Origin of the sequence: Paenibacillus silviterrae (assembly GCF_030167925.1) — a bacterium.
Taxonomy (GTDB): domain Bacteria; phylum Bacillota; class Bacilli; order Paenibacillales; family NBRC-103111; genus Paenibacillus_G; species Paenibacillus_G silviterrae.
The window spans coordinates 2,920,526-2,936,415 of record NZ_JASKUT010000001.1; the positions used below are offsets into that span (position 1 = coordinate 2,920,526).

General features: G+C 52.4%; 10 protein-coding genes and 1 tRNA gene. 4 read left to right on the plus strand and 7 right to left on the minus strand.

The window, feature by feature from the left end; genetic code table 11:
- The first annotated feature begins 38 nt into the window (after window positions 1-38).
- Both QMO62_RS13375 and QMO62_RS13380 read left to right on the plus strand, forming a co-directional pair.
- Window positions 39-1,295: an FAD-dependent oxidoreductase gene (locus QMO62_RS13375; RefSeq protein ID WP_284644940.1), complete on the plus strand. Its 1,257-nt coding sequence runs from the start codon at window positions 39-41 to the stop codon at window positions 1,293-1,295.
- Between the two features lie 226 nt (window positions 1,296-1,521).
- Window positions 1,522-3,267 (plus strand): methyl-accepting chemotaxis protein, encoded by a 1,746-nt coding sequence (locus tag QMO62_RS13380; RefSeq protein ID WP_284641558.1) that lies wholly within the window; start codon window positions 1,522-1,524, stop codon window positions 3,265-3,267.
- A 733-nt stretch (window positions 3,268-4,000) separates the two neighbouring features.
- On the opposite strand, the gene QMO62_RS13385 is transcribed toward QMO62_RS13380, so the two are convergent.
- The 3 genes from QMO62_RS13385 to QMO62_RS13395 all read right to left on the minus strand — a co-directional run bounded on the left by QMO62_RS13385 (window position 4,001) and on the right by QMO62_RS13395 (window position 8,006).
- Window positions 4,001-4,071 (minus strand) — tRNA-Gly (locus QMO62_RS13385).
- 63 nt (window positions 4,072-4,134) lie between these two features.
- A complete protein-coding gene (locus QMO62_RS13390) occupies window positions 4,135-4,512 on the minus strand; it encodes a hypothetical protein (RefSeq protein ID WP_284641561.1) in 378 nt (125 codons plus the stop codon).
- Between the two features lie 161 nt (window positions 4,513-4,673).
- Complete coding sequence (locus QMO62_RS13395) at window positions 4,674-8,006, minus strand: choice-of-anchor I family protein (RefSeq protein WP_284641563.1); 3,333 nt, start codon at window positions 8,004-8,006, stop codon at window positions 4,674-4,676.
- A gap of 192 nt (window positions 8,007-8,198) precedes the next feature.
- On the opposite strand from QMO62_RS13395, the gene QMO62_RS13400 reads away from it, so the two are divergent.
- Window positions 8,199-9,119: an aldo/keto reductase gene (locus QMO62_RS13400; protein WP_284641565.1), complete on the plus strand. Its 921-nt coding sequence runs from the start codon at window positions 8,199-8,201 to the stop codon at window positions 9,117-9,119.
- Between the two features lie 115 nt (window positions 9,120-9,234).
- Window positions 9,235-10,434: an MFS transporter gene (locus QMO62_RS13405; RefSeq protein ID WP_284641567.1), complete on the plus strand. Its 1,200-nt coding sequence runs from the start codon at window positions 9,235-9,237 to the stop codon at window positions 10,432-10,434.
- A 947-nt stretch (window positions 10,435-11,381) separates the two neighbouring features.
- Here QMO62_RS13405 and QMO62_RS13410 read toward each other — a convergent pair.
- The 4 genes from QMO62_RS13410 to nikR all read right to left on the minus strand — a co-directional run bounded on the left by QMO62_RS13410 (window position 11,382) and on the right by nikR (window position 15,866).
- A complete protein-coding gene (locus QMO62_RS13410) occupies window positions 11,382-13,109 on the minus strand; it encodes a putative bifunctional diguanylate cyclase/phosphodiesterase (RefSeq protein WP_284641568.1) in 1,728 nt (575 codons plus the stop codon).
- Between the two features lie 150 nt (window positions 13,110-13,259).
- Window positions 13,260-14,915 carry a copper resistance CopC/CopD family protein gene (locus tag QMO62_RS13415; protein WP_284641569.1) on the minus strand — a complete coding sequence of 552 codons (1,656 nt, stop codon included), beginning with the start codon at window positions 14,913-14,915 and terminating at the stop codon, window positions 13,260-13,262.
- A gap of 4 nt (window positions 14,916-14,919) precedes the next feature.
- Window positions 14,920-15,339, minus strand: a complete 420-nt coding sequence (locus tag QMO62_RS13420; protein WP_284641570.1) for a DUF2203 domain-containing protein — start codon at window positions 15,337-15,339, stop codon at window positions 14,920-14,922.
- Entirely contained in the window at window positions 15,336-15,866 is a 531-nt protein-coding gene (nikR, locus tag QMO62_RS13425; protein ID WP_284641572.1) for a nickel-responsive transcriptional regulator NikR, read from the minus strand. The genes QMO62_RS13420 and nikR overlap by 4 nt, the downstream gene beginning before the upstream one ends.
- Between the last annotated feature and the right edge of the window lie 24 nt (window positions 15,867-15,890).

Genomic DNA, 15,890 nt, shown 5'->3' on the forward strand with positions numbered 1-15,890 from the left:
ATACTGTTTGCAAAATGAGCGAAGGAGCTGTTGAAGTGATGTCGACAACCTATGAACTGAAACGGGATATCCCGGTGTATGACCGCGCCGATCTGGTCGTTGTTGGAGGAGGTCCCGCAGGAGTGGCCGCTGCCCTCTCGGGAGCCCGAAGCGGCAAGAAAGTCATTGTGCTGGAGCAATCCGCACAGCTTGGCGGCATGGGTACGCTCGGGAACGTGAGCATTTTTATGAAGGTAGGCAACGTCACGGGAATCTACCGGGAGATCGTCACGGAAATGATCAAGGAGCATGTCCCGGAAGGACAAGATTTGAATACGGCCCCGCAGTTTTCTCCCTTTCGCCTCCGCTATTATTTGAACCGGAAGCTGGAGCAGGAGAACGTCAAGGTATGCTATCACATGTCCTTCGTTTCGGCCGTTACCGAAGATGGCCGTGTCAAAGCGGTGATCGTCAATACCCGCGAAGGCTTGCGCGCCGTGGAAGGCGCGGTGTTTCTGGACTGTACGGGTGATGCGCGGGTTGCTATCGACGCCGGCGCAGCGTATGCCTCGGGGCGTGATGGCGACGGATTGACACAGCCGATGACACTCATGTTTATGATGCAAAACACAGGCCAAAAGACAGAGCTCTACTTGCCGGAAGGCTGTTATTATTATGAAAAGGTCGAGGACCTGCCGCAAGGCCGTCATTTGTATTGGGAGCGGATGGGAGACGGCACGCTGCTTGTCAACATGACCCGGGTGAAAGGGAACGGCGCAAAAATCGACGACGTCAGCTTCGCCGAGCAGGAATCGCTCCGCCAAGTGTTCTCCGTCGCTCATTACCTGCAGCGCAACGGCTTCGAGAACTACATTTTGTCTCACATCGGAAGCCAGACGGGCGTCAGAGAAACCAACCAGATCGTCGGTCATTACACGCTGACCGAGGAGGACCTTACTTCGGGAAGAAGATTTGCCGACGTTGTTGCGCAGACCAACTACGAGATCGATATCCACAGTCCGGACGGTGCCAAGGTCACGGATGAGCGCGATATCGACGGCTACGACATTCCGTACCGCTGCATGCTCCCGAAGGGGCTGGACGGCGTGCTTGTGGCCGGCCGCGCCATTTCCGCCACGCATGTCGCCATGTCGTCGATGCGCGTGCAAGCCACCTGCTATGCGCTCGGCCAGGCTGCCGGCGTTGCCGCTTCCCTCGCAATCGACAGCGGCTGCACGCTGCAGGATGTGCCGATTGCCGCTCTGCATGAGGAGCTTTATCGCCAAGGTGTGCGATTCGTTTTCCCTGCCGAGTAACTAGATGAACTAGGAGAAGGCCTTAGCCCGATTGTCGGGTTAAGGCTTTTGCTTTTTAACAGATAAGTACCATTCCGCACAATGTCATGATTAAACAGATTTTAGGATCTATTTACAATATTTCTCTTTACGGATAGCAGCTGCGGATGATAGAATTACATCAAAATACATTATTCGACATTATTTTTAATAATTCGACAGAAATCTCGGTTGGGAGGATTTATTCATGTTCGGTACGGTTACACGTAACGTCGCTCGAAAACTGACCCTCATGGTCTTTGTAATCCTGCTTGTGTTTTCCTTATCATCCGCGTCGTTCACCTATTTCTCCATGCGTCAGATGCACATGAACAAGCTCGTAACGATACATGAAACGGATGCTATTACGGCTAAGCTGGTCGGTTCCTACATTAGCGGTGTGGCGGAAAAAGGCAAGACGGGAGCGGATTTAAAGGACGATGTCAACGTAAAGACGCTTACCAGCATACTGGATTCCATGACGCAAAAGGAGCTCGTGGAGAACGCTTACGTTTTTTTCCCGGAGGTAGAAACCAAGAACGGGGAGCCCTTTCTAAAAATGATCGGCACGAGCAGCTCGCTTGCTGCCGCACTTCCTCCGATGAGCAGCTACAAACTTCCCGACATCTTTAAAGCGGGCATTGAGCAGCTGAACAATGCAGAATTGGCAATTACCGATACATATACAGACGAGAACGGAACATTCGTCAGCAGCTTATCCAAAATTACGGACAGCAAGAACAATGTGATCGGTATTTTCGGCCTAGACTATAATTACGATGACATCAAGGTGCTGCTAAAGAAGGAAATTATCAAGTCGGTAGGCATGTCCCTAACCTTTGGAATTCTTTTCTCGGCCACAATCTGGTATGTCATCGCGAAGCAGCTCAGTCCGCTGAGAGAGCTGACGAACGCGACCAACCGCGCGGCGAACGGCGACTTTTCCTTCCAGATGAAGGTTACGCGTACGGATGAGTTCGGTCGGTTGAAGGGAAATTTCAATACGATGCTTACGAACGTGTCGGCTCTGCTTAAAGACATCGCCGTGTCAACCCATAATGTCGTTGCCGCCTCGAACGATATGCAGCAGGGCAGCAGCCAAACCTTGGCCGCATCGCGGGACATCGCCGAATCCGTCAAGCAGATTGCCTCAGGCTCCCACACCTTATCCGAATCGACGGAAGAGACGAAGCGTGCGATCAGCGAGATGACCGTCGGCGTTCAGCGCATCGCCGAGTCCGCAGGCGAAGTGAGCCAGCAGGCTTACTCCGTCGCCGAGGAAACGACGGTAAATCAGAAGCTCATGGCCGAAACGGTGGAGCAGATGGAGCGCATCAACGCAAGCGTCCAGGAAGCCGTGCAGAAGCTGCAGCGGCTGCTGGAACGCTCCGCTGACATCAAGGGCATCGTTGATGTGATTGGGGACATCTCCACCCAAACGAACTTGCTGTCCTTGAACGCCTCGATTGAGGCGGCAAGGGCCGGCGAGCATGGGCGCGGCTTTGCCGTAGTAGCCGGCGAGATCCGCAAGCTGGCCGAGCAGTCCAAGAGCTCCTCCGAAACCATTGCCGAGCTCATCGGTCACATTAATCTAGATACCGAGTCCATAGCGGAGAGCATGCAGGCCGGTGCCAATGAGGCAATGAACGGAGCAGCTATCGTCAAAGAAGCCCATGCCGGCTTCGATCGGATTGCAGGGTCCGTTCAGGGAATCACCTCGCAAATTCAGGAAATTTCGGCAGCCACCGAGGAAATGTCAGCCGGCTCCGAGGAAATCGCAGCGACGATGGAGGAATTGGCACGAATTTCTCAGGAGTCCCGCAGCTATGCGGAAGGCGTAGCCGAATTCGTTCAGCAGCAGCTGGAAACCATGAATGGGATGGCTGCTTCCGCCCAAGGGCTGAAGCAGACGTCCGAGCAAGTCAAAATCGCCGTCGGCAAGTTTACGGTGTAACGAAATAAGGCCGGTTATTTGTCATTGATGACAGTAGCCGGCTTTTTGCGGTATTATTTAGATATCTTTTATTTTCTATTTCGTCTACGATATGAGGTCCCAAATCTATTGCAGTAATTAAAATAATCACTATCCACTTCATGAACAAAAATCTCTTTATGTCAGTTACATCATACTTAGTAATAAAAATGATAGAAGTTATGACACTAGTCACAATAATTACGATTATTGGAATTGATTTCTCGAATAGAGTAAGTGGGACACCAAAAATAATGCCAAATGGATTATTAATGTAAACTAATAATTTAGTGATAATATAACTTAAGAAGAGCAAGATTATTGATGTACCTTTGCCCATGATATAACAACTCCATTCGGAAGTTCATCTTGCGGTTCTAAATAATAGATTATAATATATGTACTTTCATGAATAATTGGTGGTTATCGGTGATGCACTTTCCATTTAAGGGTTACTTCCTACTATTCTTTTTTGATAATCTGTATTCTATTTTTGTATTTGGTCTTTTGTGTTTCTTTACTATCATTTTGATTGTTGTTTATAAATCATTTGGTAGAAGAACTGGAAATATGTGCTTGGGGGTCCTTCTTTTATTATTCGCTTCAATTATTCTGTTAGTTGAGTTTTTATTCTAATTAATAGTCAAAAGCTAATTATGTACTCATACGACTCAGAAAAAAGAAAAACCCTTGATATACAAGGGTTTTTCTTTTAAGCGGGTGATGGGAATCGAACCCACGCCACCAGCTTGGGAAGCTGGAGTTCTACCATTGAACTACACCCGCGCGATGATAATGAAAGCGTTACGTAAGCATCATTATATCGCCTTCCGAGTTCATTGTCCAGTCCTACCCCTTGCGAAAATATTCCAAAATCCGAAACGACTGAAACATCGCCAGATTATCCAGCTGGTTCATATATAACGGGCGCACCCACGGGTCCAGCAGCACTATAGCCACCACCAACGCCACGGCTCCGATCCCCTTCCGCCAATCGAGAGAGCTGCGACGAACAATCAACCGGTTACCCAGCAGCCAAGCGCCGGCGATCAACCCTATTGATCCAAAGATAAGGATGGGAGGCACCCTGCCCTCCAAACACCAATAGAGTAACCGCTCCCAATATTGAATCAGTACGGTAAACGCTACGTTAAACAACACAAGAAGCCCATAGGCCTTCCACGGTCTCATCCCTAGCCCTTTCCCGCTGTCCTCTACCTTCATCAAAACGCCCACGCCCCTCTCATTCCATTCCACGCAACACAGCCCGGCCGTGCAACGATGAACAACAACTTCCATTGTAGCTATTTACGTGAAAAAGGGAAAGCGCCCATAAAAAAAACGACCGCCTCGGCAAAATAAACCGAAAGCGGCCGTTCTTTGCTAACTCATGGCAGCTGAATGATCTGCCCCGGATAAATCAAGTGCGGATTGTTCAGCTTATTTAACTTCTGCAGCCCCTGCCATGTCGTACCGTAGCGCTGGGCAATGGCGAATAAATAATCGCCCGGCTGAACGGTGTAGGTGCCGCTGCCGGCAGACTCTTGCTGCGAACCAGCAGCAGGAGCAGGGGCAATCGATGCAGCTCCCGCAGGATCCGGCTTCACCGTAATACGGCCTTCTACCACAGGGGAGACCGCGCCTTTTTTCTGAATATACGCAATCAACGCTTCGTCGAGTGCCGGGAAGTCGCCCAAGTGCTGCGCCGTCTTGAGAGACGAATATTGGTCGCCGCCGGCAGCAAGGAAATCGTTGGTCGCAAGCACATATGACTTCTCCAGCTCTAACGGCTGCCCCTTCACCTTCACAGAGTGAACGCGGCTTCCCGCAGGCTTCGATTCATCGATGGAGTACGACATGCCTCCGACATGGGCAAAGCCTCCCAGCGATTTCGGATACGCCGAAGCTCCCACCTCTAGCGCCGCTTTCAACTCTGCGCCCGTAACCTTTTTAGTCTGGATATAGTTGCCGAACGGCAGCACGGTGATGATGCTTCCTTTGGTTACTTGACCGGCTTCCACCGAAGCTCGTATGCCCCCGCCATTGGTCAAGGCAACATCCGCTCCCGTCATATCCAGCATCGCATCGGTGATCAGGTTGCCGAGGTTGGTCTCTTGAACGCGTACCAGCTCACGATCTCCGTCAAGCTTCACCGGTACGGAGCCGATCACTTCATTCAGAATAACGTCTTGCGCCTTCTTAATGTCGTTAATTGTTCCTACCACCGCTTGATCAGGCATAACAAGACCGGCAGCATCCTTAGCAACCAGCTGTGCCTTTTTGCCAACCAGCTTGTTCCCTTCGAACGTCAGCTCGACTACGCCCAGATTCTTGGTGTATTCGCCTGCGCTTACAATCAGGGTGTTATTGTCGGCGGTTTTTCCCTCCACCAGCGTGCTGTGGCTGTGGCCGTCGACGATGAGGTCAATCCCCGGCACCTCTTTGGCCAGCTTGATGCTGGTATCGGTACTGGATTCGTCAATGCCGAGGTGAGTGACCGCGATGATCGCATCGACCTTCTGCTTTTTCAGTTCTTCCACCACGGGTTTCGCTTCCACAGCAGGATCGACGAACTTCAAGCCGGCTACATTATTCGGGTGTGTCTTATAAGTGGTTTCCGGCGTAGAAAGTCCGAGAATACCAAGCTTAATGCCGTTAACCTCTTTAATCACATAAGGCTTCAGAATCCGGGAACTGTCCGCTTCCTTCCGCACATTGGCCGCGAGAATGGGGAACTCTACAATTTTCTCCAGCTCCAGCAAGCGTTGATAGCCATAGTTGAAATCATGGTTTCCTGCTGCCATCGCATCATACCCCGTCTGGTTCATGACCCTGGCAATGCTCTCCCCGCGAACAAGCGTAGCGAAGGTTGTGCCATGGAACGTATCGCCCGCGTCCAGGAGAAGCGTGTTCGGGTTTTGGCTTTCATAGTGCTGTACCAGCGTTGCGATTTTGGCAAAGCCCATGCCATCATTAGAAGCTTCCTCCGCACGGCCGTGGGAATCATTCGTATGCAGGATGGTAATCGTCTTCTTGGCAGCCTTATCGCCCTGCGTCAGCTCATACACGCCCATCGTACCGGAAACCTCGTTGCCGACAAGCAGCAGCGCCTTACCCGTAGGACTTTGATCTGCAGAAACGAACTTGAGTCCCTCCGGCCCGCTCTCGCCCTTGATGTCCTTCTCCCCTCCGGAGAAATCCCGGCTGGTAAAGTACGTGGCGAAGTGAGGCTTTAACGGATCGGTTACATTGTATACGAAAATGCCGCCCATCCGCTCAACGCCCACAAACGCATAAGCCTCATCACCGATGCGGCCGACCTTCACGTCCTCCGGCTCCGGACCTTTATCGTCGCTGCGGTCGTCGAATTTGTTATTGTCATTCGAAACGTTGAATTGCTTCGGGTATTGAACCGCCAGCGTTTGCTCGAATTGATCTCCGCTGTCGAACACCTGCGTCATTGTGGACGCATCCCATATGGAGAAAGACCTTGCCCCATAGGTATAGATCGCCTCATATTTTCCATCTGCGTTAACTCCCGCCGTTGTCGTCGTCTTCAGACGACCGAGCTTGGTATCGTCGGCAGCTGTTATGGAGAGTTCATCGAGCTGCTTTTGGGTAAGCCCCGGGTAGTTCGCCGCCTGAAGCGCAAGCTTATCTTTCAGGTCAGCTACACGAGCCTCCTCGGAAAAGCCCTTATAGTCCCTGCTATCGCCCTCATTGGCCGTGAAGAGATACGTCTTCCCATTCAAGGTCATCACATCCATGCCGTCCGGCATATACATGCCGAGCACCGGCCATGGCTGAATATTGATTTTCTTGTCTTTGTCAGAGGCATCCAGACCGTTGCCCAACTTATAATGCTGCTTCACTCCAAGCGAGGTCACCTTGGTAAAAGCTTTTGCAGCCAAATCAAGCTCAGCTACCGCGTTCACCTCCTGCAGCGACACGTAGGCTGTCTTGCTATCCGGCGCTACAACAATATATTCCGGCTCAAAATCTTGGGCTGCTGTCGCACCCGGCTTCGCCTTACGGACCTTCTCATCAATGATGGCATCATTGTCAAAAAGCGCATGCACCACGCTGCCCTGAGTTACTTTGTCGGCTCCCGCCGATACATCAATAATGGACACCGATCCTTCCGGGTCGATGGAGGTATCGTCGTTCGGCTCACCCTCGTTGGCAACAAGCACATAATGTCCATCCGGGGTAAAAGTAACCATATCGGGAAGCGCCCCTACTTCCACAAAGCTGATGAGGCTTCCGTCCATGCCGAGCAGGACGACCTTGCCGGGATCCGTTTTAACGGCTGCAGGCAGCGCAAGTGCCAGAAAATCTCCCTTAGGGCTCACCGCTACGCTGGTAATATCGCCGATCCCTGCGATCTGGCCGCTGAGCGACTCCAGCTTAATTCGCTTCGCCTCCGACAACGCAACAGTGGTTGACGGATTTGACTTTAGCGAGGACAGATCGACGATGTCCACCGATTTTTCGGCACCGTTAATAACGAAAGCTCTCTTGGATTTGGCATCATATTGTACGATCTCTGCCCCTGTGGCGCCGGAGCCTGTGTCATAACGCGCAATCAGCTTCGCGGTAAGCTCGCTTGTGCCGGAGCTTGTCCATACAGCAGAGGTGTCGGCCGCCGATGCCGATGCTACGGGTGTTACTGCAAGCGCTGCCGCCACTAAGGCGGATGTACATTGAACGAACCATTTCATAAGTCAGCCTTTCCTCCCCAGTCCATAATTGGTTATGCTACTACCTTATTGTAGAGACGAACTATTAATGTCCTGTAAAAATCATGTAAACCCATTGTCAAATTTGTTATCGGCTTCTGGATCCATTTTTTGACTTTGCGGCGAAGATCGTATTAAATGAAGGAGAAGTACAAAGATCCGGGAGGGCGACTGATGAAATATCGCAGATTGGGTAAAACCGAGCTACATGTATCCGTTATTGGCGTAGGAACCTGGCAATTCGGCGGGGAATGGGGCAAGCCTTTCACACAGGATGAGGTTGACGCGATTCTGAATCAAGCCAAGGAATCCGGCATCAATCTGATCGACACGGCGGAATGTTATGGAGATCATACGTCGGAAGCGCTGATCGGGAGCTACGTGGCCCGTCATCGCCGCGAGGATTGGGTGATTGCCACCAAGTTCGGTCATAAGTTCCATCGGAATTTCGAACGGGATCAGGAGTGGTCTCCGCAGCAGGTGCTGGATCAGCTGGATGCTTCGCTGAAAGCGCTGCAAACCGACTATATCGACCTTTATCAGTTCCATTCGGGCACGGACGAGGCGTTTGACCAAGACGAGCTCTGGACTCTGTTAGATAAACAAGTGCAAGCCGGGAAAATCCGCCATTTAGGCACCTCCATCGGCAGCAACGATAATTTGCACCAAACCGAAAACTCCACCAAGGTCGGTTCCAAGGCCATTCAGGTCGTATACAACCGGTTGGACCGCAAGCCGGAGGAGCGCGTTTTCCCGTCCTGTCAGGCGCAGGATCTTGGCGTGTTGGCCCGCGTACCGCTGGCAAGCGGCTACTTGAGCGGCAAGTATAAGCCGGGCGCAGTATTTTCCGAGAGCGATGTGCGCCATCGCCATGATCAGGAGCAAACCCGCCTGAAGCTCGAGGAGGTCGAACGCATTCGGGAGAATGAAGTTCCGCAAGGCATGGATATGGCTACCTGGGCGCTCGCCTGGTGCTTGAAGCATCCGGCCGTTACCTCCGTCATCCCCGGGTGCAAAAGTCCGGAGCAGGTCATTTCCAATGCTTCGGCGGCCGCTTATGTCGGAGAAAATCATCCGCAGGCAGTCAAATCTTAGTTTTCGTTTTAAAGCACGATAGTCCATGGTTTTCAGTCGGTACGTCCATGGGAATCCCCTCTCACGCGCGGTATGCTAGGGAATACAGAAGGTACAACTGCGCGGAAGGGTTCTGATGAGAATGAAGCTATCGACACGAATCTATATGGATGCTGCTTTGCAAAATATGAAAAGCGTTAGCTTCTTCACGTTCTTACAAGTGCTGATTGCCCGTTTGGGGGCCAGCAATTTTGAAATCGCGCTTTCCAACTCCTTGCCACCTCTGTTCTGTGCACTGTCCCTTGCGTTTCTAACGCGGCAGCTGCCTGTGACCAGAGGTGTTTTTCTTGTCAGCGGATACATTCGGCAGTTTGCTTTCCTCTCCATGGCTCTTAGCGTGCTGCTGCCGAATCCCATACCGTATTTGCTGTTCTTCTGGTCGATCAACGCCGTAGCGGTGATGGTTACCGGCGCGCAGCAGCCTGCGATCCTTCGAAGATGGGTCGAGCCGGCGGAGTTTCCCAAGATTTTCAGCAATACGAAAATGATCGGGATCGTCATCGTCACCATCGGCAGCTTTGCGATCGGCCATTTTCTCGATGCGTTCCAGTGGATGTTCCCGAAAAATTACGTGATCTCTATGCTCGTCGGCTGTGCCGCTACCTTCGCCGGGATGGCCCTCATTGCGGAGCTAGCGCCAAAGGAACGTCAACCGATCCGTCTCACCTGGGTGAAGCCGTTTCAGGAATGCGACCGCCGCACCTGGTGGATGGGCTTGAATCATGTGGGCACCGCTATGGTTGCACCGCTGTTTATCATTTACCATGTCAATCAGCTCGGTTTAAGCAATTCCCAGATCGCCTCCTTTGTCGTCACCGCAGGTATCGTATCCACACTGATGCTCCCTGTCGCTCGGCGGGCAATGGATCGGTTCGGCGTCATGAAGGTGTACGGCGTTGCTGTCATCGGTCTGGCGGCCGCCGTGCTGCCCTACGGATGGATCAATTCCTTCTGGGCGCTGCTCATCGTGCAAGGCTGGCTGGGGCTTTGCCTGGCCATATACGAGGTAGCCTCCAACTCCATCATGATGAACGAGGCGGCCAAGCACAAAAAGGAGATGGCTTACTTTTCCGACTTCCAGCTGGTCATGAATGCAGGTAATGCCGTCGGGGCGCTGCTCGCCGGTGCTTTGATCGCCGTCCTTCCGCTGTGGGGCTGCTTTGTGGTCATTGCGGTCAGCCGTTTGGTTATGTACTTTGCCTTCCAGCCTTCGGAAGCAGCAGCACCTGCGGGTACGCTCGAGGCGGCTGGTTCGGGGGTTCAGGCAGGGAGGTAGGGGGTGGGTAGGACCCTCCGCTCTCCAGGAAGCCTAACTCGGTTGTGTAATTGCATTTTTGCTACTGCTGGTGATATTCCGGCATTTTCGGTGCCTGTAGTGGCAGATATGCCCTTGTTTCGTCTCTTTCCGCTATCCGGGAAGCCAAATCGGAGTGTAATCGCAGTTCTGCTACTACTGGTGTTATTCCGTCACTTTCGGTGCCTGTAGTGGCAGATATGACCTTATTTCATCTCTTTCCGCTCTCCGGGAAGCCAAACTCGGTGTGTAATCGCATTTTTGCTACTGCTGGTGTTATTCCGGCACTTTCGATGTCTGTAGTGGCAGATATGCCCTTATTTCATCTCTTTCCGCTCTCCGGGAAGCCAAAATCGGCGTGTAATCGCATTTTTGCTACTGCTGGTGTTATTCTGGCACTTTCGATGTCTGTTATCGCATAGTTGCCATTATTTCGTCTCTTTCCGCTTTAGCACGTACTTGCGCGATTCATCGTTATTTTGAAAAAGCTGATGTGCTTCCGACACCTTTACACTACGAACCCATCCTCCCCTCTCCAACACATTTGAGCAATAGCGATATTCACCCAACGCAACTGCTACACCCCTCTCTTCTGAGCCACAGGGATAGGCCCCCAACGCAACTGCGACCCATCTATTTCTGAGCCACAGGGATAAGACCCAAACGCAACTGCTACACCCCTCTCTTCTGAGCCACAGGGATATGACCCAAACGCAACTGCTACACCCCTCTCTTCTGAGCCACCGGGATAAAACCCAAACGCAATTGCAACACACCTCTCTTCTGAGCCACAGGGATAGGCCCCCAATCCTCTCCACCTATTTCCTCCCGCCGCACACAAAAAAAGCGCCTCCCGAACCCGCAGCACACAGCTGTTACCGGATCCGAAGGCGCTTATCCATTCCTGATGCACTTACTCACTTACGCACTTATGCACTTCTGCGCTCCATCAGCGCAGTAAATTCTTGAGCCGGAATTGGCCGGCTATAGATGTACCCCTGCACTTCCTTGCAGCGCATCCCGGTCAGGAACTGCAGCTGCTCCTCCGTCTCTACACCCTCCGCGATGACCTTCAGCTTGAGGCTGTGGGCCAGCGCCATGATCGCCTGTACGATCGCGGCATCGTCCGCGTCAAACGTAACGTCTCGGACAAATTGCTGGGCAATCTTCAGCTTCTGAATCGGGAACTTCTTCAGATAAGTCAAGGAAGAGTAACCTGTCCCGAAATCGTCAATGGAAATTTGAACTCCCAGCGTCCGCAGCTCGTTCAGCTTCTCAATCACTTGATCCACCTGGTACATGGCGACGCCTTCCGTGATCTCCAGCTCCAAATATTGAGGATCCAGCTCGCTCTCCCGCAGCGCATCAACGACAACCTGTACGAAGTCCTGCTGGTAAAATTGAATCGGCGAAATGTTCACCGCAATCTTCAATGGCTCATAACCGGCACGCTGCCAAGCCTTATTCTGTTGGCATGCGGTGCGCAGCACCCATTTGCCTATGGGAACGATCAATCCCGTCTCTTCCGCTAAAGGAATGAACTCCGCCGGCGAAATATATCCGACTCCCGGATGATTCCAGCGCAGAAGCGCCTCCATTCCGTTAATGCCGCCGACATCAATGTCCACCTGAGGCTGGTAGTACACCATAAATTCTTCCTGATCGAGCGCCTTGTTGAGCCACTCCTCCAGCACCAGCTTGCGGATCACGGAATCGTTCATTTCCGGCTTATACCTTATGTAATGGTTTTTCCCCTGCTCTTTCACACGATACATAGCGGTATCCGCATTTTTCATCAGCGTTACCGCGTCTTCACCATCCGAAGGATAAAGCGAAATTCCAATGCTGCAGCCGATCCGAAGCTCATGACCTTCGATTCGGAACGGTCTGCTGAGCAGGTCGATGATTTTACGGGCAACCTTCTCGGCATCCTCCTCATGCGTCAACTCGACCGCCACCACCGTGAACTCGTCGCCGCCCTGCCGCGATATCCAGTCCGTGGAGTGCAGCCCTTGCCTGAGCCGTTCCGCCGCCTCCATCAGCAGCTGGTCGCCAATCTCATGACCGAATGTATCATTGATGTTCTTAAACCGGTCCAAGTCAATAAACATGACACCGAGCATACTATCATCTTGCTTAGCCTGACTGATCGCCTTCTGCACCATGGATTGGAACATGCCTCGATTGGGCAGCCCGGTCAGCTGGTCATGCTGTGACAAGTAATGGAGCTTCTGCTCCGTAATCTCCCTCTGTCTCAGAACCGAGAACAGAAAGTACAGAAGCGGAACGGTAATCAAAAGCCTCGCGGATGCCTCCAGCCAATCTCCCCTAGAAACACCGCCCATGCCGCCGTTCAACCGAAGCGCCATCTCAGCGCCTGCCATACCCACAAAAATCAGCACCAAAAACGGGATATAGCGAATGCCCCGAGACGAGCCATGCTTTGCCCCTATCATAAGCACACCGCTCAATAGCAGTGCGATCACAGCAGATACCAAATAATCCAGCCGATCGCCTGGCTGCCCGATCATATGCCGGAATAGCAGGAAAATCAATTCCGTGCTGATCAGCACCGTCAATAAGCAAAGAAATTGGGGTCGCTCCGGCGGAGAATGCTGCCAAGTATCGACGAATGTTGCTCGTGTTATTTTCGACATAGGGACCCTCATCTTCATATAAAACGAATAGTATCTCTATTGTAACGTTAGGATTATAAAAGGACAAGCGAGCATTTAGTTCCTAAGTCCTAATAATACAGCAAAAGACTCCTTCGAATATTGTCGAAAGGAGCCCTCACACTTCATATTTTAGTAAACGCGCATTTCTTGCTCGTACACCGTTTCATTGTCTTCCCGATCCATAACGCGAACCTCCACCTTCCAGTGCCCTGGATAAGGCAAGTAAGGCCCCCTCGCTTTGTACGTATGTTTGGGCATTCCGTAGGATTCGTCCGCGCTTGTATCTTCCACAGGCTGAAGAGGCACCATAAGCGGAGCGATTTCCTTAGAAGAATTTCTCTCCTGCAGCTTAAGGATCACCTGCTTCGGCTTCCCCAGCTCTTCAGGCAGCCATACCTTGACTGTAAAATCGTTCACACCCGGTGCATTCGGCGTTATCTGCGTCGTCATATGAATGCGTTCCCCCATTACATGCCATTGAAGCGGCTTGTTCGGCGGCAAGGGAGACAAGTAAGTGAAGATACCGACAATGACCACGATCAGACTCATCAGCACCCCATCGGCCATCATCAGGACGCCGGGCGACCGTTCATCCCCCTTGCGGATCCCCCTTCTTATAAGGAAAGCAGTCATAACGACGGCGAGAACCAATACGGTTTTGGCTATAACAAATTGACCCCAGCCCGTCTCCACGACATACCTTACATCCGGGAGAAAAAGAAACACCGACAACACACCGGATACCGCTAGAAGCAGAATACTAAGCAGCGCAACGGCGGAGAAGGAAGGATACAGCCGCTTCGCATCGTCTCGGCTATAACGCCACAAGAATAGCAGCATCAGCAGCCCGCCTGTCCATATGGACGCGGAGGCCAAATGCAGCCAGTCCAATGTCAGTGTCTCGCCTACGGGTTCGAATGCGGCGGCGTGACCAAGCAGCGCCTTGCAGAACCACGCCAAAGCGACCCAGATATAATCCAGTACGCTGCTTCTATGCAGCATAAGGAAGGACACTAGCGCCAGAATCAGGCCCCCCAGCCACGCAGGACCGATCGACGTACGGGTAAAGAGACTGAGCAGCGCTTCACGCCCGCCGTCTCCAATGAGAGCAAATAAGTGTACCCACATAAATACGATAAACACCAGCAGATAAGCCTGCTGCAGGCGTGTACCTATGCCTTGGAGCCGCTCTTTGCCGGACGCGGAAACGTCCTTCGGCAGCCAGCGGAGCCAGAGCAGCCATCCGGTAAAGGAAAGGAGTATGAAATAATAAAGGATTCGAACGGCATAGGTCAGTTGATCCTTCCAGCCGGAAGATTGAAACGGTGCCCCCTCTTGCCTGTGCGTATGCTCCAGCTGCGGAGCTGCCCCTACGGACGGCTTGTCCAGCGAGGTGCCGGAGGCAAAAACGTAAGTCCCCTCGACCGGATGTCCGTCAGCGGAAATGACGCGATACGTGACGACATACGTCCCTGGATTCAACGGCGGAAGCTCCAGGGAGAGCTGCATGCGGTTCTGGCTCATTACCGGTGGTCGATCGGTGACGCTCTTTTTGTTACGGTCCAGTACGCGTAATGAATACAAGCTTTCTTCCAGACGTTCATTAAAGGTAAGAACGACCTGCTTCGGCGGGCTGGAGAGTTCGCTATCGGCAGCAGGGAGGGCTTCGAGCAGCGAAGCATGCGCATCGGCAGCGGTGCCGCCGGCGAGACTCCCGATCGGAACCATCAGGACCAGGAGCATGACAAGCAGCCATCTGCCTACGATTTTTGCTGTGCTTCCCATACGGCTATGTCTCATTCTGCGCATCCCCCGTCAGCTTCTTCCGCCCGGCGAAGCCGTCATGCATCCCATGATAATGCTCCACCCGCTCCTCGCCAAGCCGCCAGCATAACAGAACCTCTCCCCCGTTCATGACCGCAGGGAAATCGATCAGTCCGGAATCGATATCCTTCAGCTGCACACCCTTCATACGGAAGCTCTGCAGCAGGGTGTCCGCCTCCATCTGCATAAACTCGAGCTCTGCCTCCAGCGTGAAGAAAGGATCCTCCCCCTCCGTCATGCCATGCCTTTTCACATGCGCTTTCAATGCCTTAAGCTGAGAGTACTTGGCCTCGAAGCGGTGCTTTACCTTCTGAATCTGGTATAAGTCCAGCTTAATTGTCGGGAGAAGCGCGTCAGCTTCCTCCCGTGTAAAATATTTCTTCATAACGACGGCTCCCCCTCATGTCCTTGGCCTTGCCCATAGCCATGTCCATGGTGATGTTCGTGGTGATGAGAATGCGAGTGCGGATGGTCGTGGGTATGATCCTCCATGCCGCCCTCCACATGAGTTACGGATAATTCCGCATAATATACGCCCTTCTGAACCTGAATCCTTTGCTGGAGCTCGCGCAGACGGCTAACGATGCCGCGAACGACGATGACCTCCAGACACTGCTTCGCATTCAGATGAATGTGAAGGGTAGAGTTGACCTCACGATGGTAATCGTGCTGGAGCTCCGTAAGCACCATCGGCAAATCGCTGATGTGGTGGTCGTACACCATCACGATAGTCCCCGCCGCCAGTTGATCCCCACGGATCAGCGAAGGCTCAAGAAGCGCCTTGCGGACCAGATCGCGAATTGCCTCCGAGCGGTTATCGTAACCCTGTTCGACAATCCTCGCATCAAACTGCTCCATTAACGTCTGCGGCATAGAAATACCGAAACGAATGAGGGTATCTTTTTCCTGCATACCTTCTCTTCCTCTCTCTTCAAT